The organism is Shewanella sp. MBTL60-007, assembly GCF_019654915.1.
Classification (GTDB): domain Bacteria; phylum Pseudomonadota; class Gammaproteobacteria; order Enterobacterales; family Shewanellaceae; genus Shewanella.
This window is the reverse complement of the sequence record NZ_BPET01000029.1, coordinates 1-19,718: the sequence shown is the minus strand read 5'-3', so window position 1 is coordinate 19,718 and position 19,718 is coordinate 1. Positions and strand designations below refer to the sequence as shown.

Annotated in this window: 18 protein-coding genes; 1 reads left to right on the top strand and 17 read right to left on the bottom strand. The window is 46.6% G+C overall.

Going from position 1 to position 19,718, the window contains the following annotated elements:
- Positions 1 to 17 precede the first annotated feature (17 nt).
- Positions 18 to 728, top strand: coding sequence for an NAD(P)H-flavin reductase (gene fre, locus K5Q92_RS12485; RefSeq protein ID WP_220769330.1), 711 nt, complete (start codon positions 18 to 20; stop codon positions 726 to 728).
- Between the two features lie 77 nt (positions 729 to 805).
- Here fre and K5Q92_RS12480 read toward each other — a convergent pair whose 3' ends face one another.
- From K5Q92_RS12480 to K5Q92_RS12400, 17 genes are all read right to left on the bottom strand, one after another.
- Positions 806 to 1,810 (bottom strand): substrate-binding domain-containing protein, encoded by a 1,005-nt coding sequence (locus K5Q92_RS12480; protein WP_220769329.1) that lies wholly within the window; start codon positions 1,808 to 1,810, stop codon positions 806 to 808.
- Between the two features lie 43 nt (positions 1,811 to 1,853).
- Positions 1,854 to 2,771: a ribokinase gene (gene rbsK / locus K5Q92_RS12475; protein WP_220769328.1), complete on the bottom strand. Its 918-nt coding sequence runs from the start codon at positions 2,769 to 2,771 to the stop codon at positions 1,854 to 1,856.
- Between the two features lie 149 nt (positions 2,772 to 2,920).
- Positions 2,921 to 3,790, bottom strand: a complete 870-nt coding sequence (gene rbsB, locus K5Q92_RS12470; protein ID WP_374758451.1) for a ribose ABC transporter substrate-binding protein RbsB — start codon at positions 3,788 to 3,790, stop codon at positions 2,921 to 2,923.
- Between the two features lie 130 nt (positions 3,791 to 3,920).
- Complete coding sequence (gene rbsC, locus K5Q92_RS12465) at positions 3,921 to 4,895, bottom strand: ribose ABC transporter permease (RefSeq protein ID WP_220769326.1); 975 nt, start codon at positions 4,893 to 4,895, stop codon at positions 3,921 to 3,923.
- Complete coding sequence (gene rbsA, locus K5Q92_RS12460) at positions 4,892 to 6,397, bottom strand: ribose ABC transporter ATP-binding protein RbsA (RefSeq protein WP_220769325.1); 1,506 nt, start codon at positions 6,395 to 6,397, stop codon at positions 4,892 to 4,894. Before rbsA ends, rbsC begins: the two co-directional genes overlap by 4 nt.
- Before the next feature lie 17 nt (positions 6,398 to 6,414).
- Entirely contained in the window at positions 6,415 to 6,834 is a 420-nt protein-coding gene (gene rbsD / locus K5Q92_RS12455) for a D-ribose pyranase (RefSeq protein WP_220769324.1), read from the bottom strand.
- A gap of 805 nt (positions 6,835 to 7,639) precedes the next feature.
- Positions 7,640 to 8,923, bottom strand: a complete 1,284-nt coding sequence (locus K5Q92_RS12450; protein WP_220769323.1) for a winged helix-turn-helix domain-containing protein — start codon at positions 8,921 to 8,923, stop codon at positions 7,640 to 7,642.
- 275 nt (positions 8,924 to 9,198) lie between these two features.
- The gene (locus K5Q92_RS12445) at positions 9,199 to 10,026 is read right to left on the bottom strand and encodes an ABC transporter permease (protein ID WP_220769322.1); all 828 of its coding nucleotides are present in this window, start codon (positions 10,024 to 10,026) and stop codon (positions 9,199 to 9,201) included.
- Position 10,027: 1 nt separating this feature from the next.
- Entirely contained in the window at positions 10,028 to 10,936 is a 909-nt protein-coding gene (locus tag K5Q92_RS12440; RefSeq protein WP_220769321.1) for an ABC transporter ATP-binding protein, read from the bottom strand.
- 67 nt (positions 10,937 to 11,003) lie between these two features.
- The gene (nosD, locus tag K5Q92_RS12435; RefSeq protein WP_220769320.1) at positions 11,004 to 12,344 is read right to left on the bottom strand and encodes a nitrous oxide reductase family maturation protein NosD; all 1,341 of its coding nucleotides are present in this window, start codon (positions 12,342 to 12,344) and stop codon (positions 11,004 to 11,006) included.
- A 62-nt stretch (positions 12,345 to 12,406) separates the two neighbouring features.
- Positions 12,407 to 12,895: a nitrous oxide reductase accessory protein NosL gene (locus tag K5Q92_RS12430; RefSeq protein WP_220769319.1), complete on the bottom strand. Its 489-nt coding sequence runs from the start codon at positions 12,893 to 12,895 to the stop codon at positions 12,407 to 12,409.
- 172 nt (positions 12,896 to 13,067) lie between these two features.
- A complete protein-coding gene (gene nrfD, locus K5Q92_RS12425; protein ID WP_220769318.1) occupies positions 13,068 to 14,015 on the bottom strand; it encodes an NrfD/PsrC family molybdoenzyme membrane anchor subunit in 948 nt (315 codons plus the stop codon).
- Between the two features lie 2 nt (positions 14,016 to 14,017).
- The gene (locus K5Q92_RS12420; protein ID WP_220769317.1) at positions 14,018 to 14,728 is read right to left on the bottom strand and encodes a 4Fe-4S dicluster domain-containing protein; all 711 of its coding nucleotides are present in this window, start codon (positions 14,726 to 14,728) and stop codon (positions 14,018 to 14,020) included.
- Positions 14,729 to 14,790: 62 nt separating this feature from the next.
- Positions 14,791 to 15,504, bottom strand: a complete 714-nt coding sequence (locus K5Q92_RS12415) for a nitrite reductase (protein WP_220769316.1) — start codon at positions 15,502 to 15,504, stop codon at positions 14,791 to 14,793.
- Between the two features lie 57 nt (positions 15,505 to 15,561).
- Positions 15,562 to 16,347, bottom strand: a complete 786-nt coding sequence (locus tag K5Q92_RS12410) for an FKBP-type peptidyl-prolyl cis-trans isomerase (protein ID WP_220769315.1) — start codon at positions 16,345 to 16,347, stop codon at positions 15,562 to 15,564.
- A 60-nt stretch (positions 16,348 to 16,407) separates the two neighbouring features.
- On the bottom strand, positions 16,408 to 16,836 hold the full coding sequence (locus K5Q92_RS12405; protein ID WP_220769314.1) for a rhodanese-like domain-containing protein: 429 nt from the start codon (positions 16,834 to 16,836) through the stop codon (positions 16,408 to 16,410).
- Positions 16,837 to 16,908: 72 nt separating this feature from the next.
- Positions 16,909 to 18,939: a cytochrome c3 family protein gene (locus K5Q92_RS12400; protein ID WP_220769364.1), complete on the bottom strand. Its 2,031-nt coding sequence runs from the start codon at positions 18,937 to 18,939 to the stop codon at positions 16,909 to 16,911.
- Positions 18,940 to 19,718 lie beyond the last annotated feature (779 nt).

Sequence of the window (19,718 nt, the reverse complement as noted above, 5' to 3'; positions counted from 1 at the left end):
CGCATCAAGGACTAAAGATGAACACAATAAGCTGTACTATCGAAAAAGTTGCGCCGTTTAATGACGCCGTCTATCAGGTGATTTTAAAGCCTAACACCGCTTTTGATTTTAAGGCGGGCCAATACCTTTGTATCGTGATGGGTGAGAAAGACAAGCGCCCATTCTCTATCGCTTCGGCCCCCGATGCCGAGCATATCGAACTGCATATCGGCGCGGCGGTGAGTGAAAGCTACCCGATGCAGGTTGTTGAGCGCTTAAAAGAGTGTCTAGCGGTAGGTAGCACTATCGAAATCGATGTACCCGGTGGCGATGCACACCTACGTGCAGACAGTGTACGCCCCCGCCTACTGATTGCTGGCGGTACAGGCTTCTCTTATATCAAGAGTATTGTCGAGCAGAAGATAGCCCTAGGCCAAGAGATTGAAACCACCCTGTACTGGGGTTGCCGCAATCAAGATGCCATGTACTATGAGACCATCGCTCGCGAGTGGCACGACGCCCATCCATGGCTGAACTTTGTGCCTGTTATCGAAGAAGCGACCGATGACTGGAAAGGCAAGCAGGCTAATCTACTGGAGCAGATCCAGCACGATTTCGATAGCCTAGTTGGCTATGATATCTATATCGCGGGACGTTTCGATATGGTCGGCGCAGCACGTGAGCTGTTCCGCACCATGGGCGTAGAGGAAGAGCACCTCTACGGGGATGCATTCGCATTTATTAAGTAAGCCATGTAAATCAGGTTTAAACCGCTCATTGAGAAAAGGCGAATGGATCCATAATTCATTCGCCTTTTTCATTGGTTTTATTTTCTACTGACGCTGGCTCGCTCGGTCACTCTTGGCTCAATATCCATAAATTGTTGTGGCAGACTTGGATCTTGCAGCCTAGCGATAAGCGCATTGACCGCCGCCGCGCCTAAACGCGCCTTCGACTGATGAATACTGGTTAAGGCCGGTGTCATGTATTTCGCTAGCTGAATGTTGTCGTAACCGATCACTGACAACTGCTCAGGGATCTGCAACCCGGTGCGCTGCGCTTCATGCAATACGCCGATAGCCATCATGTCATTGCACACAAACAGGGCGCTCGGTAATTCACCGCTCCCTTGCAACTTAGCGAACGCCGCCTTGCCACCTTCGGTCTCAAAGTTACCTTCCACCACCCAATCTGGGTTAATCGGCAGATTAGCCGCCTGCATAGCATCCACAAAACCTTCGTAGCGCAAGTCTGCCTGCTGGCGATTACGCGGCCCAGTAATGCAGCCGATTTGGGTATGGCCATTATCAATCAGGTATTGGGTAGCGAGCACACCGCCCTGACGTGAATGCCCTTGAATTTTGTCACAAGGAAAATCAACTTGCCCCCAGTCCATCACCACTACGGGTAAGGCATCTAAGCGGCGATAGATCAGCGCATCTTCGCCTTCTAACATGGCGCACATCATGATTAAACCATCGACGCGGCGTTCAATCAGTGTGGTTAACGAGCGCTTAAGACGCTGGGCATCGCCCTCGGTATTGCACAGAATAAGGTTATAGCCCTGCTGGTAACACGCCTGCTCCACGCTGCGAACCACCTCAGCATAGAATGGGTTAGTCGAGGTGGTCACCAACATGCCGATGGTTTTGGTGCGGTTCTGTTTAAGGCTGCGGGCCACCGCAGAAGGGCCGTGATAATTCAGTTGCTGCGCAGCCGCTTGCACTCGCTTTGCAATGTCTTCACTGACAAAGCGAGTAGCATTCATCACATGGCTCACCGTGGATGTGGATACGTTGGCAAGTTTGGCAACATCTTTCATGGTGGCCATTGGGAGATAACTTCCTTAATTACTATTAAAATTCAATCGCAGATTAGTTCGTTGCGATAAACTGCTCAACTTCATCCCGTGATGGAATTGAAGTTTGTGCGCCAAAGCGCGTCACCGAAATCGCCGCTGCACCATGGGCAAAGACAATCGCATTATCCATTGTTTGCCCTTCCAATAACGCAGTCACAAGTGCGCCGTTAAAGGTGTCGCCAGCGGCCGTAGTATCGGTTGCCTGTACCTTAAAGCCAGGAATGATTTTGCCCGTCCCCTGCTCACTCAAGTAAACACCTTTCGAACCTAGGGTGATCATCACGGTAGCGATGCCTTTGTCATGTAGCACTTGTGCCGCTTTTGCAGCGCTGCCTGCATCCGTCACGGCCACACCTGTTAACAGTTCGGCTTCGGTCTCATTTGGGGTAATGATATCCACCATAGCGAGAAGTGCATCCGGTAGGCTACGTGCAGGTGCTGGATTTAATACCACCTGAGTCCCTTGGGCTTTAGCAATGCTGGCAGCAAGCTCGATGCCCGCAAGCGGGGTTTCTAACTGCATCAACAGGTATTTGGCTTGCTCAATCTTCTCGCCGTGCTGCTCAACGATCTCGGAGGTTAACCCATCGTTCGCGGCTGCGGCAATACAGATACTGTTTTCGCCACTCTCGCTCACTTGGATCATCGCAATACCCGTCGGCGTATTGTCAATCATGTGTACAGCAGAAATATCCATACCGTCCTGAGCAAAAGCCTGACGAATATTTTGACCAAAACTGTCGTCACCCACACAGGCGATAAAACCGATATCGGCACCAAGGCGTGCAGCAGCTACCGCCTGATTAGCCCCTTTACCACCGGGAATGACCTGATAGTTATGGCCATGTAAGGTTTCCCCTGGGCGTGGAAAAGAAGGCACTTGAAGAACATGGTCGGCATTCACACTGCCTAAAACGATTAACTGAGACATTAACTTTCCTCGATGACCTCTGTAGCAAATACCCAGCTCGCAATGATGTTGGGCTCAGAGGGAAAATACACCAATGATACTAGCTCAATAGGCACGCACTTTAGAGTGCACATATATATGTAGGCTAGTGTGACAAATTATTAGTAAGATTACTGTGTTTGAGTAATGATTTTTAACGCTACAGGAATAGATTTTTCAACGACTTGGCCTTTTAATAGCCTATCAGCTGTGGCTATCGCAGTTGCACCGAGCAGCTCTGGCTGCTGGGCAACCGTTGCCGATAACTGTTTGCGCCTAACGGCGGCAATCCCTTCATCTGTACCGTCAAAGCCAATGACCATCACCTGCTTACCTGCGGCTTCAATGGCGCGTAGGGCACCTAAGGCCATCTCATCGTTCTGGGCGAACACCGCCTGCACATCGCCATTGGCGGCAAGCATATTTTCCATCACGTTTAAGCCTTTTGAACGGTCAAAGTCTGCAGGCTGACTCGAGAGCATGTTTAAGTCATACGCTTTAACCGCATTATCAAAACCTTCACCGCGCTCACGGGCGGCAGAAGTACCAGCAATACCTTCAAGCTGGATAACCTTGGCATTCGCCCCCAGTTGCTCGGCAATAAACTGCCCCGCGAGCTCACCACCAGCGATATTATCTGAGGCAATATGGCTGACGATGTCGCCACGTTCAGCGGTTCTATCTAATGTCAGAACCGGAATATTGGCGCGGTTAGCGGTGCGGATCGCATTGGTCACAGCTAGTGCATCGGTCGGGTTAATCAAGATAGCCTTAACACCACGCATAGTGAGATCTTCTACGTTTGCCAGCTCCTTGCTTGGATCGTTTTGCGAGTCCAGTGCAATCAGCTTGTAGCCAAGCTCTTTGGCCTTGGCTTCGGCGCCATCTTTCATGGTAACGAAGAAGGGGTTATTCATCGTCGACAACACGATAGCGATGGCGTCTTGGGCGCTGGCGCCAAAAGATATCGCACTCGGCAGTAACGCTACCGCTAACATCATTGATGCTTTCTTATTAATACGTTGCTTCATAATCGCCTTTCAATACCCAGCCTTTATGATAGTAGACTCTAGAATGATAAGAACTTTCAGAACAAAAGCAGGGACGATAAACGCCCCTGCCGAACCGAAATTACGCTTTTTGCTTAGTGTCGATAAGTACCGCTAACAAGATAACGCTGGCTTTAGCAATCATCTGGTAATAAGAGGAGACATCCAGCAGGTTTAATGCGTTATTTAAGAAACCGATGATCAGCGCGCCAATTAAGGTTCCCATGATGCGGCCCTTACCGCCCATTAAGCTGGTGCCACCGAGTACCACGGCTGCAATCGCATCGAGCTCATAGCCCATACCTGCCGTTGGCTGCGCAGAGGACAGACGCGCGGTGACGATAATCCCCGCCAAAGCCGCCATCGAGCCACAGATAGCGTAAGCTGCAATCTTAACTTTATCGACCGCGATCCCCGATAAACGGGCCGCCGACTCATTGCCACCCACGGCGTAAATATAACGACCAAAACGAGTATGATTTAGCAGATACCAAGCAGCAGCAAACACCATCGCCATCAACCACACAGGCACAGGAATGCCCAGCAGATAACCTGTGCCTAACCAAGTAAAGCTGTCGGCAGTCTCGCTAAAGCCTGTCGGTACTGGGCGGCCATCGGTATAAACCATGGTCACACCGCGCAGCAATGTCATGGTCACCAGCGTGGCGATAAAAGCCTGCACCTTGCCCTTAGCGACAATAATGCCGCTAATCGCCCCTAATGCCGCGCCAGCAATCAGCGCCACAGGCAAGGCCACCATAACAGGCACATCCATGCCGATTAGAGTTGCCACAATCGCGCCGCTTAAGGCCAAAACCGAGCCGACACTCAAGTCGATACCAGCGGTGAGAATAACGATAGTCATGCCAACCGCAATAATCGCGTTAATTGAGGTTTGACGGAAAATATTGAGTAAGTTATCGACGGTTAAAAAATTTGGGCTCAGCAGTGACACCACGAAAATCAGACACATTAAGGCGATGAGAGACTTATTCTCAATCAACCAAGCTTTATTAATGCGCTTGTAAAATGGTTGCGCTGTTATTGACTGGCTCATGCAATATCCTTGTTTAATGTTTTACCGACTGCGCAAGCAAGAATGGTTTCCTGTTCTGCTTGGGCGGCATCGAATTCACCGGTGATCTGGCCTTGATGCATCACTAAAATACGATCCGACATGCCCATTAACTCCGGCATATCCGATGACACTAAAATGATGCTCATGCCATCGGCTTTGAAGCGGTTAATCAGATCGTAGATCTCTTTTTTCGCCCCAACATCCACACCACGAGTTGGCTCATCTAAGATCAGCACCTGAGGTTGTGTCATTAAGCCCTTGGCAATGGCGACTTTCTGTTGATTTCCGCCCGACAGATTACCTATGCGTGCATCTCGAGTCGGCGTCTTGATATTAAACGCACCAATGAAATGATCGACTTCAGAGACCTCATCTTGATGACGCAGTTGTAGTCCACTGCTGAGCTTTGAGAGTGCACAAATAGACATGTTTTCTTTAACCGACAGGTCCAGCAGTAAGCCGTCTCCCTTGCGATCTTCAGAAATATAGGCGATGCCCGCATCAAGCGCTTGCTGAGGACTGTTCACCTTGATGGGATTGCCGTTTAGGTTAATCTCCCCCTGAGTTTTAGCGCTCGCGCCAAAGATGATTTTCATCAACTCGGTACGCCCTGCGCCCATCAAGCCTGAGAAACCTAAGATCTCGCCCTTGTTAAGGCTAAAGCTGACGTTATTAACCCCTACGCCCGATAGCTCGCTAACCGCGAGTCTGCAGCCTTGGTGTGTATTAGCGATACGCGGATATTGGTCCGCCAATTTACGGCCAACCATACGCTCGATTAGACGGTCTTCATCAATATCGGCGATGGCACATTCGTGGATGAAGCTGCCGTCACGCAATACGGTAACCGCATCACAAATAGTAAAGATCTCTTGCATGCGGTGGGAGATATAAACGATGCCACAGCCCTGATCGCGCAGCTCATTAATCACCTTAAATAGCGATTGAGTCTCTACGTCGGTAAGCGCATCGGTCGGTTCATCCATGATGATGACTTTAGAGTCAAAGGAGATAGCCTTGGCTATCTCGACCATCTGCTGCTCGCCTAAGCTCAAGTCACCCACCCGTGTTTGCGGCGCATGGGTAATGGCTAAGCGTGCTAACAGCGCCGCGGCCTGTGCATTCATCTCATCCCAAAGGATGCGGCCAAAGGCGGATGTAATTTCACGACCAAGAAAGATATTTTCGGCGATGGTGAGCTCAGGTAATAGGTTTAGCTCCTGATGGATAATGCTAATACCGGCGGCTTGTGAATCTCGGGGGCCGTTGAAAGTGCGCGTTTCACCTTGATAGATAATGCGACCGGCATCTAATGCATAGATCCCAGTGAGCACTTTCATTAAGGTGGACTTGCCTGCGCCATTTTCGCCCATCAATGCCATCACTTGGCCTGGATAAACATTTAAACAGGCTTTGTCTAGGGCTTTAACCCCAGGGAAAGACTTTTCAATGGCTTGTAACTGCAATATGGCTTGGGTCATAGGTGACTCCGCTAAGCTTAAAATACAACACCGGTTTTAAAAATCACGTTGGCGTAAGGCGTACACTCGCCCGTACGGATCACCGCGCGGCTATGCCTTGTACGCTGTTTAAATGCCTCGTGGCTAATGTACTCAACAGTCAATTTTCGGCCTGTCGCTTGCTGCTCTGCTTCAATTTCAGCCAGCAATTGTTGATGACACTCAGGGCTGACATCGGCAAACTCCTCTGCCATCACCACGCCCTCAATTTGCGAACTTGCTAGCCAAACCTTAACGGTTGCAATAAAGCCTGGCACCCCATGGGTCAACGCCAGATCAATACGTTGCACCTGTGCAGGAATCGGTAATCCCGCATCACAAATCGTGACTTCATCGGTATGCCCCAATGTTGCCGCTAGGTAGTTCATATCTGCATTGAGTAGAGCGTGTTTGTTCATCTATCAACCTAAAGTATTTTGCTATGCATCACGGCAGATGTTCTTCACCGCCAAGCCATTCGATCGAAACGTTTCGATAAGATAGCGCGAGATTAATCGAAACGTTTCGATATTGCATGATTCAAGAATAAGATCTGTGAAGGATCTAACAAAATCTCTGGGATCAATAGCGGAAAGAAGTGAGTAAAGGGAGGAAACCATGTGAAGATATGGTTAGTAAATCTGTGTTCTTGGCTTATATTTAATTGGCATGACGGCATAAATGCCGACCTACAATAGGGTTTACGTCTTTGCTTTAAAAGAAGGACCTAGATCCTAGGGCGCTTCGCTGCGAGAGCGGGCTACGCCCTGCTAGGAACAGCAAAAGCCAACAGCACCACCTTTGCCGCTTGCTAGCTTTTGCTTTACCGGCTTTATCCGTCTTAGCTTGCCCTAGATCCTAGAATCTAGAACGCTTCGCTGCGAGAGCGGACTGCGTCCTTCTATACAATCAAAAGAAGGCTCGCAGTTATCTTGGCTTTTCCGTCTTAGCTTCTACCGTCTTAGCTTGCCCTAGACCCTAGAATCTAGAACGCTTCGCGGCTAGAGCGGACTGCGTCCTTCTATACAATCAAAAGAAGGCACGCAGTTATCTTGGCTTTTCCGTCTTAGCTTCTACCGTCTTAGCTTCTACCGTCTTAGCTTCTACCGTCTTAGCTTCTACCGTCTTAGCTTGCCCCGTCTTAGCTTGTACCGTCTTAGCTTGCCCTAGGCCCTGCTTTTCCTAGAACCTAGTACCTGCTTTTAAACCTTGTACCTTCTTTTATTAAAGCTTTACCTTGTCATACTCATACCAAGCAACGAGGTTACCTAAGATAGGCACAATCCAAACTGCCGTGTCGGGATCTTTGTATATGCGGTAGAAATACAGGTCACTATCGATGATCTCATGCTTGCGGATCTCACGATAAAAATGCATGGCAGATGAACTGACCTGATCCGGTTTTAGCAGCTCTTTTTGCGCCACTTTAACGTGGAATACATCCACGTCCAGATTGTCTATTTTCTCCTGATACTGAGTAAAGTTGCCCTTAATCTTATACTTGATTGGGGTGGTCTTACACTCTTCATCGGTAACGCAGGCTGCTGAGTAAAATTTACCAGTATTCTCTCCCTCATAAATCAACGATAGGCTGATGTCAGAGCGTACCAACATATTATCCTTCACAGGGAAATATACATCGGCATGATAATGATGTTCGATAAAACCGCTGGTACCAGGCTCATCATGGGGAATTATCACTCGGTTGTAGCGAATGCGTTGCTCCATCTTATGGGTCAGCTCGGTAAAGGTCTTCATGTTTAAGCCGGCTGGCGTCAAATCGATTGCAGTGATATTGATTAAGCCCTTGCCGGAGCAACCATAAGCACTGGCCTCAGGACACACAGCCATAGAGTAGTAATTACCGTCAGTGACAGCAAAGCCCTTAAATTGGCTAATATCCTCTAAGTGATTTGACTCAGGCGCCAGATGCTTTTGCCACATAGAGGCATGCAGGTGGCTAACATTATCTTTATGGATAAGCTGCACATCCTGTTTGATACCACCAATGTTTAACTCGATATTCTTATCCGAACTCCAACTATTCTTAGCCTTGATCACACCGTGATAATCACTGAAATACCAGATAGAGAGACAGATAAGTATCGCAATAACGATACCGCTAATTTTCACCAGTAAAGAGACATCTACGATAGCCGCACGCATAGACTCAGGATCGTTAACCGCGAGCATCTTGATATGGGAGCGAGTAGAGACATTGAGCTGATAACCGCGACCCGCAATGGTTCTAAGTACCACCTCAGGATAGGGCTCTAGTTTCTTTCTAAGGGTACTGACACACTGGGTTAGTGAGGTCGCTGCAACAACGCGATCGGGCCAGCCTGCAGCCAATAACTCTTCTTTAGTGCATACAGAACTCATGGAGAGGATCAATTGATGTAAAACCGCAGACTCCGATACCGTTAAGGTAATGGTTTTACTGTTCGCATGATCAATTAACTGTTTGGCCTCTTCATCCAACTCCAGATAAGGAGTAACTTTATGCACCTTAAACCTCTTTAAATCAATTGACTACGACTAAGTTATTAATGAATCTTAATGTTAGTTTACTAAAATAGATTATTAAAAATGTGACTTCCGCCGAATATTAAATCAAGCAATCACGATCTGCTTGTTTACGCTCACATATATCACATTTTAATGGAACTATGCATCCAACATTCAATACAAATATTCCCACTTCCCGCCTATTAACCGATTAAAATCAGGAATCATTACTCGCAGCACAGAAATACCACATAGACTCACCTAAACAGTTAGGCTCACAGGGTCCGGCGCTGAAATACCCGATGAGCGATAGCCAACAATGCCAAGCTCCACAGTAACATGGCACTGTAAAAGCCCAGCTTTCCCATGGTCGACGAGGAGAGCAACGCGAGACTGCCGCTCCCCGTATCTGAACCAATTAAGTTTACCGCTCGATACAGATCCGTTGGGTTAAGTGCAATTAAGGCATTAATCAGGTACTGATTCATAAAAGACAGATCCGCCACTAATATCGCCAGCAAGATCAAATCGTAAATCAACACAAACACAAACCATAAAAATAAAATACTGCCCACCGCCTTAGCCTTCTCTGTCGATTTAAGGCTGACTATATAGCCCAGCAAAATAAAGGTGATGGCGAGTAAGATACTGCTGACAATAAACTGAGCAAACCGACTTAGCACCACTTGCGCTTCATAGGCCTCACCGAAGAGCAGTAGCAACACTGCTGTTAATCCAAATGCAAAACAGCTAGTCGCACTCATGATCAGACCGTGACCCAGTAGCTTACCCATTAAAATCTGCAATCGGCTAATAGGGTAGGACATTAACAACAGTAGGGTTCCAGACTCATCTTCACCGACAAAGGCATCGTAGCTCACTAGCATCGCCGCTAAGGGGATTATAAATACTGAAACCGTCGATAGGCTCGACATCAAGGTATCAAGTTCCGGCAGAGAAAGATGCCCGGCGACAGCGCTTCCTGCGAAGGTAACGCTAAGAGACAAAATCAAAAATATCAACGCGATAAAAATAACCCAGCGATTACGTAAACTATCTTTTATCTCTTTTTGAGCAATAACCATCACCACAGATTGCATCATATTAATTCACCACTTCGCTTTGCTTATTCTGACCCATATAAAAGTGATAAATATCGGCCAGAGTCGGCTCTTTAAGATTAAAATCATAGGCTTGGCACTCAGACATTAATAGCTGCAACACCTTAGCCTTAGACTCAAGATCCAGCAACAGCGCATCATCGGCATAAAAGGGCGCAAGACTTGGTTCTTGGGCAACCCAGCCCGCCAAGTTAGGCGATGTTAGCCGAGTTTTAAGGGCGCTGTTTTGCCTAAGCTCGGCTAGACTTCCCTGTGCTAGGCTCTTACCCTTAGCTAAAATCAGCGCGATATCGATGTTATTCTCAATCAGCGATAACTCATGGGTGCAGACGATAACGCCGCAGCCCTGTCGCTTAAGCTCATCGATTTTGCCATATAGAAACTGTGAAGCCATAGGATCGAGCCCCACCGTTGGCTCATCAAGTAGTAGCAGCTCTGGCTGACACAAGATCGCCTGAGCAAAGCCTAGCCGCTGCTTCATCCCTTTCGAATAGGTCTTTAGCGCCCTGTCTTGGGCGTAACCTAGTTCAAACTCTTCGATAAGCTGGCTAACTCGTGGTTTAGTGACCCTTTTAAGCGCGGCAAAGTAACTTAAAATCTCCTTGCCCGTCAGCTTGTCATAGAAGCTTACATTCTCAGGTAGATAGCCAATTCTGAGATCCGCGCGCTGCTTAAGCTCACTATGGCTTTTCCCAAGTACAATCGCCTCGCCCGCACAGGGTTTGAGCAAACCCAGTAGAATTTTTATCAGGGTGGATTTACCCGCGCCATTATGACCTAACAGCGCCATGGTCTGCCCGCGCTCCACCTCAAAGCTGACATCATTCAGTGCACTAAAACCGGCAAACTGATGCGAAATATTGCGCACCGATACTGCTAAACAAGGATTCATTGATTCTCCGAACACGTCCAATGAGCAGGCTGCAAGGGCTAAAAAGTCGCCTGTTGGCTGATAGTCACTACCTGTTAGCCGCTGCCGATTGATAGTTGAATGCGGGATTAGGTGTTAACAGGGGAAAACTATCGATAATCCCACTTGGCTCACCGATTTCAAATTGGCGCTGCACCCACCGAAGCACCACCACTATAGCGCTATCCATCAAGAAGTTAGCCTCAGGATAGAGCCAAAATAACTTATCAATATTATCATTAGGTCGATAAGCCGTATTGCCCACGCCATCTAAATTGTGATCCCAACCTAGGTATCCACTCCAGTAGTTGCCACGCCCAGCATGGCTCCACTCTAGCAAGCTATCACCCACATATTTCACCTGGGAAAAGTTATCGATAAACTGGTTTTGGTAAACTTGGTTACTCTCCCCGCCCATCGCCATATAAAAGCCGATATCGCTGTGGGCGAAATGGTTATTGATAATGGTATTGTCACGGGCGCCATAGACAAAAATGCCTTTGCCTTCTTGCCCCAACACCTGATCTTCTTTGCGATTAACAATGCGTTCAACTCGATTGTGATCCACCAGAGCCTGCTCGGTCATATTAAGCAAGATCCCAAAATCGATCGCATCCCAAACTTGGTTGCGGTGCAGGTGAATTCGCTTTGAGTTCATCAAGGCATAACCGCCATCGACCTGATAGCTCTGGTTATTGAAGGCTTCGTCATCCGTGGTATACATATAATGAATACCGTATTGCTGATCGAATAGCTGGTTATCGAAGACCTTACTTTTACTACTGGACTCTAAATACACACCATCTCGAACTTGCGAAATAGTATTGCCCGCAATAACTGAACCTGTTACATGCTGTAGATGAATACCGTCGCCTCTATCTAAGATATATAAACGGTTATTACCCACAATCACGTTATCGTTTATCTGAATATTATTAAGCTCATCGGCGCGAATACCAAAGCCGTCTCCGCGTAAATGATTGTTGTGGATCTTAACGCCATGACTACCCGGCTCAAGCAAGATCCCGGCATCACACTCATAATGATCATTGCCCCAATTCTCAATTCTAAGTCCCGAGAGCTCGACATTAGCGGCAAACACGGTAATGGCACTGCCAACGCCATTGGCATCTATGATGCTGTCACCAAGGCTAGTTAAAGTAATAGATTGATGAATGTGCACCGGCCCTTGATAACGCCCCGAATCGAGGATAATTCTGTCACCATCTTGGGCGTTAGTCAGTGCTAACTTAAGCTCTTGGTTATTCGAGACAGAGAGACTCTCGGCGTAACTGTTAAAGCCACAGCCGAGGGTAACCGCGAGTATAAGCAGAGGTAGAATGGCCGAACTTAGAGTCTGCCTTGTGGGGTTTAACAGTGATATCTTCATCGTTTAATACCACCTCATTTGGTCGCTAATGGGAAAAAGCGCTCCATGCTAGTTCAACAATTTTACTCACCCGCTAACAGCCCGATGGTGATCTGATCATAAGTGAGCACGGCGCCGCCAAACTCACTGGCAAACTTTGTTGCAGCCTCTTTAGTAGCAAACGAAGCAACGGCAGGTCCCATCACCGCTTTTTTACTGGTGCCGTACACATACCAAGCTGATTTCGCATCGATAAAGGCACTATCCTCAGGGTGCTCCCAGTCTGTCACCGCCATATCATGTACTTTCAGCTGAGTGATCTGACGCTGATTCTCAGGCTGTAGGGCAAAATTGAACATATCCCTCGTCGAGCAGAACTTAGGCACTATGGTTTCATTCTTCAATCTCAGCTGTCCCTTAGGCCCAGGGTACTTAGTGATCATCATGCCGCACAGGTGGCAACGGTCATGCTCATGAATCGCCTCTGCATGGGTCGGCTGCGAAGCGGCATCGCCTTGACTACAAGCGTATAAAAACGGAATTAATAACAAGGTGAGTAATAATTTTTTCATAACGAACCCAATTGGAAGAATACGATTAGTGAGGCACTCACTGCCTTGCTAAGTTAACGTAGCAAGGCGTGAGCTTAGTTGTTCAGCGCGGAGTTCGACTCCTAATACTCACCTTGCAGGGACGGCGTATTAGGAGCGAACAACTCACTTACTTTGCTATTTTGCCTCTAGACTAGATAGCAAATATTTGACCTGCATATAGGATAAACATACGCAGACACATCATTCCGGTCACGGCGCAAACTCCCGACAGGTAAAAGGCTTTAGCCGAGTGGCTAAATGTCTTACCCGTGGCAAAGTTAAGCAATAATGGACCAGCAAAACCTAGGCCCACCACACCAAACCAGAACACCGCTGCCCACTGACCAGTATGGAAGGCTTCGAATGCACTTTGCGCCCCAGCATTACCTGTCATTAGCGAGGTCACAATCATGAAGATAAATAGCATTTCAGCGAACATGATTGGCCACTCGGCACCGTGCAGTAGTTTCATATCTTGGCTATGTAAGTCTTCTTTAAACATCGATACTGCAAGCATTTTGGCGGCTGCAGCCCCCGCTGACATACCTGATGCAATAAATAGCGCAGGCAATACAGAGGTATTGATGATAGGAAAACGAATCAACGCCGAGATAAGGAAACCTGTGTAAGCACAGACTGCTAAAGCCAGTACCAATACAGCGATTTCACATGGACGACGAATACTTTGTAGCTTTTCAACCACTGGCACTAACACTTTCAATGCAGGAACCGAGCGGATCTCTTCTTCAAAGGCATATAGACAGATGAGTGCCACTAACGGGATATACACAGATAGTGCGATAACACCGATAGACATCACTGAATTTAGGTTGTAGTAAACCAAAATTCGCCAGAAGAACAGCGGGTTGGTCAAATCTAGAACCAAACACAACATGCCTAAGCTGATGGTCACAAATGCGATCAATGCAGCGGCTTTATAAAATGGCGTGTTAGTGGTTTGCTGCTTGTAGAATCGCAGGAATAATGCAGTGGCTAGCGCACCACCGGAGATCCCTGCAAAGAACAAGTACACAGCAATTGGCCAAGGCCAAGCAAGCCCCTCAGACAGACCCATTGTAAATTCAATATTGCCGTCCATATCTATACTCCTAGCTTAACAATAGGTATGTAACGTAAGCTCGGCTCGGTACCAAATCCTGGCTTAATACGCACAGAATCTTTTACCCGTAATAGCTTACTGATATAGGATGTCGGATCGTTAATATCACCAAAGATCAGCGCATCATAACGGCACTTCTGCACACAAGCTGGTAACTCGCCAATGGCAAGTTTGCTGTTCAAGCAGAAATCACAGTTGTCGGCGACATCGGTCTCTTTATTGATAAAACGTGCATCGTATGGGCATGCTGCAATACAGTACTTACAACCTGCACACTTAGCTGCATCCATGGTCACAATGCCGGTCTTCTCATCTCGGTGCGCCGCACCCGTTGGGCATACGGTGACACAAGGAGCGTTCTTACATTGCTGGCACGATACACGCACAAACTTGCGCTCACAGCCACATTCAACTGTCTTGCCGCAGTGTGGACAAGGCTGTCCCTCAATCCCGCCTGAATGCTGTTCCAGTAGCAGTCTAGACTTACCTTCAGGTAAGTTATTAGCTAAGTTACAGGCCTCTTTACACTCGCCGCAGCCAGTACACTTGTTTTGGTCAAACACCATCGCATAATGGGGCTTGTTTGGATCTGACTCCCCCTCTTTGACAGAGCTACACCCTAAGGGCGCTATTATCAAAGAGCTGGCTCCTAAGCACTTAAGGAACCTCCGTCTCTCTATATTTTCACTCACAGCATCCTCCAGCTACCAGTTATCACACTGATATATTTATACTTATTAGGTTTACGTGACTTTTACTCAGATGCAGCCACTGAACGATTAGCTAATTTTTGCTCTGCTCTATAAATTGCATTATTAATTGAGGCTCGGTTAAAGTTCTGCTTATCGCTTTTGAGTAGGGTCAGCCATTGCTCGATAGCTTTTTCATACTCACCATTGAGATAAGCGTGGGTGGCCAGTAACAGGCGAGATTGAGGCTCATATTCGTCGAGCGCTAAGGCTCTGGCGATAACCAAATCAATGTCCAAACTCATCTCTCTTTTATCGCGGTAGTACATGGCATTGGCTTTCATGCCTAGCACTGTGGCACTGTCGCCTGAGAGTGTGAGTAGGTCATCGAGGGTTTGCACCGACTCGCTATATAGGCCGCCATCAACATAGGATTGAGCCAAATTTAATAATGCAATTTCATTGCTAGGTTGCTCATTTACTTTCTTTGCGTTTTTATTGATCTCTGCGGTGATCAGATAATCAATATTTTCGTCTACCACTCCCTTGTTCCAGCCATTGAAATGGCCAAGCTGTGCATAGATTAATAAGGTTGTTGTACAGAGCACTATGGACAGTCCAACGGCAATTTTAAAATCGGCCTGTTCAATGCCTTGGTCATTGCTGAAGGAATTAGCTATCGGCATTACACTAAGCTTTTGACTAGAGTGATGATGACGCAAAATTAAAGTGGTAACTGCACATAGGGTGACAGCAATACCGATAGCTAAACTGTTCATAGTGACTCTCTACAATCGAACTCTATAATCGAATTAACACTTAGTACGCACTACTAACTAGTGGCCGCCGCCCATCATGCCGCCCATGCCCATACCGCTTAGGCCCATGCCGTGAGCATTTTCACCAGGCGCTTCCACTTTTACCAACTCCACCTCAAACACTAAGGTTGAGCTTGGTGGAATAATCCCTACCTGCTTGTCGCCATAGGCAAGTGCAGCTGGAATAGCAAACTTGTAAGTTGAGCCTTCACTCATTAGTGGAATACCTTCTTGCCAGCCTTCAATCACACTCATCAAGGCAAAACGGTTTGGTTCATTACGCTTATAAGAGTCATCAAACTCTGTACCGTCGATTAAGAAACCTTTGTAATGCACGGTAACCACATCTTGTGGGTTAGGCTTACGGCCTTCACCTTCGCTAATTACTTCGTATTGCAGACCTGACTCAGTCTCTTTTACGCCATCTTTCTTTTTGTTTTCAGCTAGAAACTCATTGCCAGCTGTAACGTTTGCCAAGGCAATCTTGGCTTCAGCCGCTTCACGGGCAGCGTTTAGCTGCTCAGCACGCTGGTTAAGGAAAGTGAGAATTTCATCATCTGAAAACTGTGGGTTGTTTTTTAGTGCATCCACCACACCTTCAATCACTAGATCGACATCCACTTCAGCACCCAGCTCTGTTTGACTGTAGATTTGGCCAGAGATGTACTTACCTAATGAGGCGCCGATACTGTAAGACTCTTTTTGAACATCAGATGTCAGCTCGGTAGCAGCCATTGAATTGGCAGACATAAACAGGGTGAAACCTGTCACAACAGCTAGGGTAGTTTTTGTAAATGTTTTCATAATAATTATCTCTTTAAATCAATTCGGTACGAACTAGGTTTATGACCTAACATCCTGCTGTTATGGTTTTTCAGTTACTCGATTCGACAAGCGCCATCCGTATATTCCATCAGGCATTTGCAAAACGTTGGTGTAACCCATCTTCATCGCCTCGTGAGCAGCAATTTCGCTGGCATTACATAGGCGGTTAGCGCAATAGAACACCATTACTGCATCTTTCTTAGCTGGCAGTAACTTTTTCCAATCTTTAACGTTGAAGTAAATCGCACCTGGAATGAAACCTTCTGCCCAAAGCTCCAGCGTATTCACATCAAAGAAGTAGACGCCCTCTTTGCCAACTAAGGACTCAGCTTCCATCATGCTGATGGTCGTAAGCTGGTGCTCATAACGATGAGCGGGTGCCATCTCAGAACCACCACCTGCTAGACAGCTGGCTGAACTTGCAATTAACGTAAGGCTTAACAGAATTTGACCCAGTGCTTTTTTCATAATCTTTCTCTCTATTGCCTCGGCAATTATTGCAGTGCAATGCATGCCGAGGCGGTTAACTAGTTAGGCGGCTTATTTAGCAGCGTAACCTGTTCCATCTAGAATGTTTTGCGCTTGTGTTACATAAGTCAGTGCAGCATCTAGACGCTTCTGGCTATAACGGAAGCCATGCACACCCCAAGAACCATCTTTCTTGATTAGGTCAACAGTTTCTTGTGCCTTCTCAGCTAGCATTAGCACTTGAGTCTTGTCTTCAGTAGACAGCTTAGTGACTTCTAATAGCTGGTCGATGCGTACAAGAGCTTGCTCAACTTTCGAGAAAACTTCTTTAACAGGTGTTTGCATCTTCATTACTTCACCGTAGATCTCTAACTGGTCTTCGTAATGTAGGCCTTTTTCAAGTTCAGACTGGAACTGGCTGTGACAACCCTTGTTCTCAACCACGTCATGGTCAGAGATAGAGGTACGTGCACAAGACCACATTAAGTCTAAGTAGTTGCGACCTTCTTCGTTCTTAGCAACAGTCCAACCTTTACCAGCCTTAGGACCTTGAGTACGTGGCTCACCTTCTGGTGGGTTTAGGGTCTTCAGTGTTGGATCAACCTGGATCTTCCACATGTGTGACTTACGTACTGCGTCGAAACCAGCTTGGTCAGGGAACTGCAGTGCCTTGAAGTTTTCACAGCTACCCATGTTAGGCATGTGACAGCTTTGACAAGTTTGCTGGTTGTGTGTATCTGAGTTTTCAGCAATCAAAGTCTGTGCTTCGTGACAGTCTTTACAGTCTTTCTTAAGCTTTGGAGTAGTGAAACCTGACTGCCAATCGCCATCAGTCACTTCGTGTGGATCGTGACATGTAGTACAACGCATGCCCTTCTCGTAGTGCTCAGAGTTATACATCTGAGAGCCTTCGGTACCACATGATGGACATAGTGACTTCATCTTCACACCGAAAGCGTATTCACGCTTCTCTTGTGCTTGAGGCGTGTCAGCAAGTGTTGGATCATACTGGAAACGCTGGTGACAACGTTCACAGTTAGACTGCATACCGCCAGTACCACCATCTAAGTGACCGCCCGCGCCATGACACTCTTCACAAGCAATACCACGAGAAATAGTGTGCTCTTGTAGCTTCTTAGGATCGCCTAACGCATCGAAGAACTCTTGCTTGTTTTGGAAGTCAAACTTGAACGTATGACAAACTTCACAGTAAGAACTTGCTGGTTGGAACAACATCTCTTTTTCGTACTTAGCACCGTATGAACTCATACCTTGCTGGTGCGAACCTGAACCACCGAAACCTGCTAGGGTTGTTGGGAATTCTGGAATAACATCGTTAATTTTCTTAGACATCTCTGGCGTTAACCATTCAGCCCAACCACGAGAGAACTGGTTAGCACCCGCAACCATCTTACCGGTGCCGTCACGTAATAGACCGTCTCTGATGTGGTAAGTACCACGTACTAGCCACGCATCGATGAAACCGTATTTAGTACGTGGTGTACCAACAGTTGCATAGATCATGTCTGGCGTAATACCGTCTGGCAAAATAGACGTGTCTTTGGTGTTGTACATGGTCTTTTCAATATCGTTGTCCACTTCTGGGTGTTCACCAGGGAAACGAATTGTTTTAGCGTGACGCGAACGTTGCCACTTCTCATATTGAGTAGCATGACATTCGGCACACTTCTCAGGGCCAACAAAGTTGTTTGGATAATCTAGAATAGACTTAGCACCTAAGCGGTACTGAACTGCGCGAGGTGTACCTACGCGCTCACTATAGTTAGGGCTGTGGCCGGTATCTAAATACTCTTCACCACGGTCACTAATATGGTAATCACCAATCAAGTTGCCCGCTTCGTGGTATTTGAATACCGGGTGGTTTTCAAAAAGATAATTGAATAATTCTTCTTCTTGAACAATATAGTCCTGCAGCGTTTTCACGCCGTTGACTTGTTGCATACCGTCATAATTAGCAATAACCTCTTTAGCGGTTTTACCCATTTGAGGGATGCTGTCATATTTTCCAGCAGCGTTCGCATTGGCAATGGCACCAAAACAAAACAGCACGCTTAATGCTACCTTGTGTTTCCACCGTCTCATCATTCACTCCTACTTATCATTATTTTGTTTTTTCACTGTTTTGCGTGTTTTTTTAAACCCGCTTTTTTTAAAAACTAACCGTTCACCGATTGAGCTAAACAACTGAGCAACGCCTATTCTCCATATAAAAAACAGTAAAAATCTGCGCTACAGCACACTAAAAAAACCATCAGAACCGATTAGATATAAAACAAATATTTGCAAGCAAAAACAGCAGGTTAAATAATTATCGAGAGATATTTTTAGATATAAAAATCACTGTTTTACGAATTTTTAAGTGAAAAAACTTACAAAGTGAAGAGCAAAAAACAAACGACATTTTAGGTAGGCATCGCCCAACCCAAGAGCAGATAAGGCTTTGTGACAAATAACCAGAAAGGGGTAATTGGTTGACAATATAATTCAATCAATTTCAACTTAGGGCTAATTAGAGACCTAAAGTCAAAGATAAAACATGACTTTAAATGGCCCAATTTCGGTTAGCTTAATCCTCTGATTCGGTATTAAGCTCCCCTAAAAAATACACAAGATGAAGTGTTATTACGCAGCAAGTATCCTCTACATTCCCCTTCCCTCCACTCATTTGTGCATCCGCATAGCAACTGTTATTAACGTTGCAAAAGACGCGAGTTAAGTAAATCAACTGCTGCAGCTAATAATCAAACGACGGTGAGTTTGCCGCCCATATAAGAGGAAGAGTGAAACAATTTTCATCGCTAGCGATCAATCCGCTGTATTAATCTGTAATACAAACTAATAAGTAGTGTATTAAATAGAGA

Excerpts from the sequence above, each read along its gene's own strand:
- rbsK (WP_220769328.1), bottom strand. The coding sequence starts at position 2,771 with ATGTCTCAGTTAATCGTTTTAGGCAGTGTGAATGCCGACCATGTTCTT.
- K5Q92_RS12430 (WP_220769319.1), bottom strand. The coding sequence starts at position 12,895 with ATGAAAAAATTATTACTCACCTTGTTATTAATTCCGTTTTTATACGCT.
- K5Q92_RS12400 (WP_220769364.1), bottom strand. The coding sequence starts at position 18,939 with ATGAGACGGTGGAAACACAAGGTAGCATTAAGCGTGCTGTTTTGTTTT.
- K5Q92_RS12440 (WP_220769321.1), bottom strand. The coding sequence starts at position 10,936 with ATGAATCCTTGTTTAGCAGTATCGGTGCGCAATATTTCGCATCAGTTT.
- nrfD (WP_220769318.1), bottom strand. The coding sequence starts at position 14,015 with ATGGACGGCAATATTGAATTTACAATGGGTCTGTCTGAGGGGCTTGCT.
- K5Q92_RS12415 (WP_220769316.1), bottom strand. The coding sequence starts at position 15,504 with ATGAACAGTTTAGCTATCGGTATTGCTGTCACCCTATGTGCAGTTACC.
- K5Q92_RS12405 (WP_220769314.1), bottom strand. The coding sequence starts at position 16,836 with ATGAAAAAAGCACTGGGTCAAATTCTGTTAAGCCTTACGTTAATTGCA.
- rbsD (WP_220769324.1), bottom strand. The coding sequence starts at position 6,834 with ATGAACAAACACGCTCTACTCAATGCAGATATGAACTACCTAGCGGCA.
- K5Q92_RS12410 (WP_220769315.1), bottom strand. The coding sequence starts at position 16,347 with ATGAAAACATTTACAAAAACTACCCTAGCTGTTGTGACAGGTTTCACC.
- K5Q92_RS12445 (WP_220769322.1), bottom strand. The coding sequence starts at position 10,026 with ATGATGCAATCTGTGGTGATGGTTATTGCTCAAAAAGAGATAAAAGAT.
- rbsC (WP_220769326.1), bottom strand. The coding sequence starts at position 4,895 with ATGAGCCAGTCAATAACAGCGCAACCATTTTACAAGCGCATTAATAAA.
- rbsB (WP_374758451.1), bottom strand. The coding sequence starts at position 3,790 with ATGATGTTAGCGGTAGCGTTACTGCCGAGTGCGATATCTTTTGGCGCC.
- K5Q92_RS12480 (WP_220769329.1), bottom strand. The coding sequence starts at position 1,810 with ATGGCCACCATGAAAGATGTTGCCAAACTTGCCAACGTATCCACATCC.
- rbsA (WP_220769325.1), bottom strand. The coding sequence starts at position 6,397 with ATGACCCAAGCCATATTGCAGTTACAAGCCATTGAAAAGTCTTTCCCT.
- fre (WP_220769330.1), top strand. The coding sequence starts at position 18 with ATGAACACAATAAGCTGTACTATCGAAAAAGTTGCGCCGTTTAATGAC.
- nosD (WP_220769320.1), bottom strand. The coding sequence starts at position 12,344 with ATGAAGATATCACTGTTAAACCCCACAAGGCAGACTCTAAGTTCGGCC.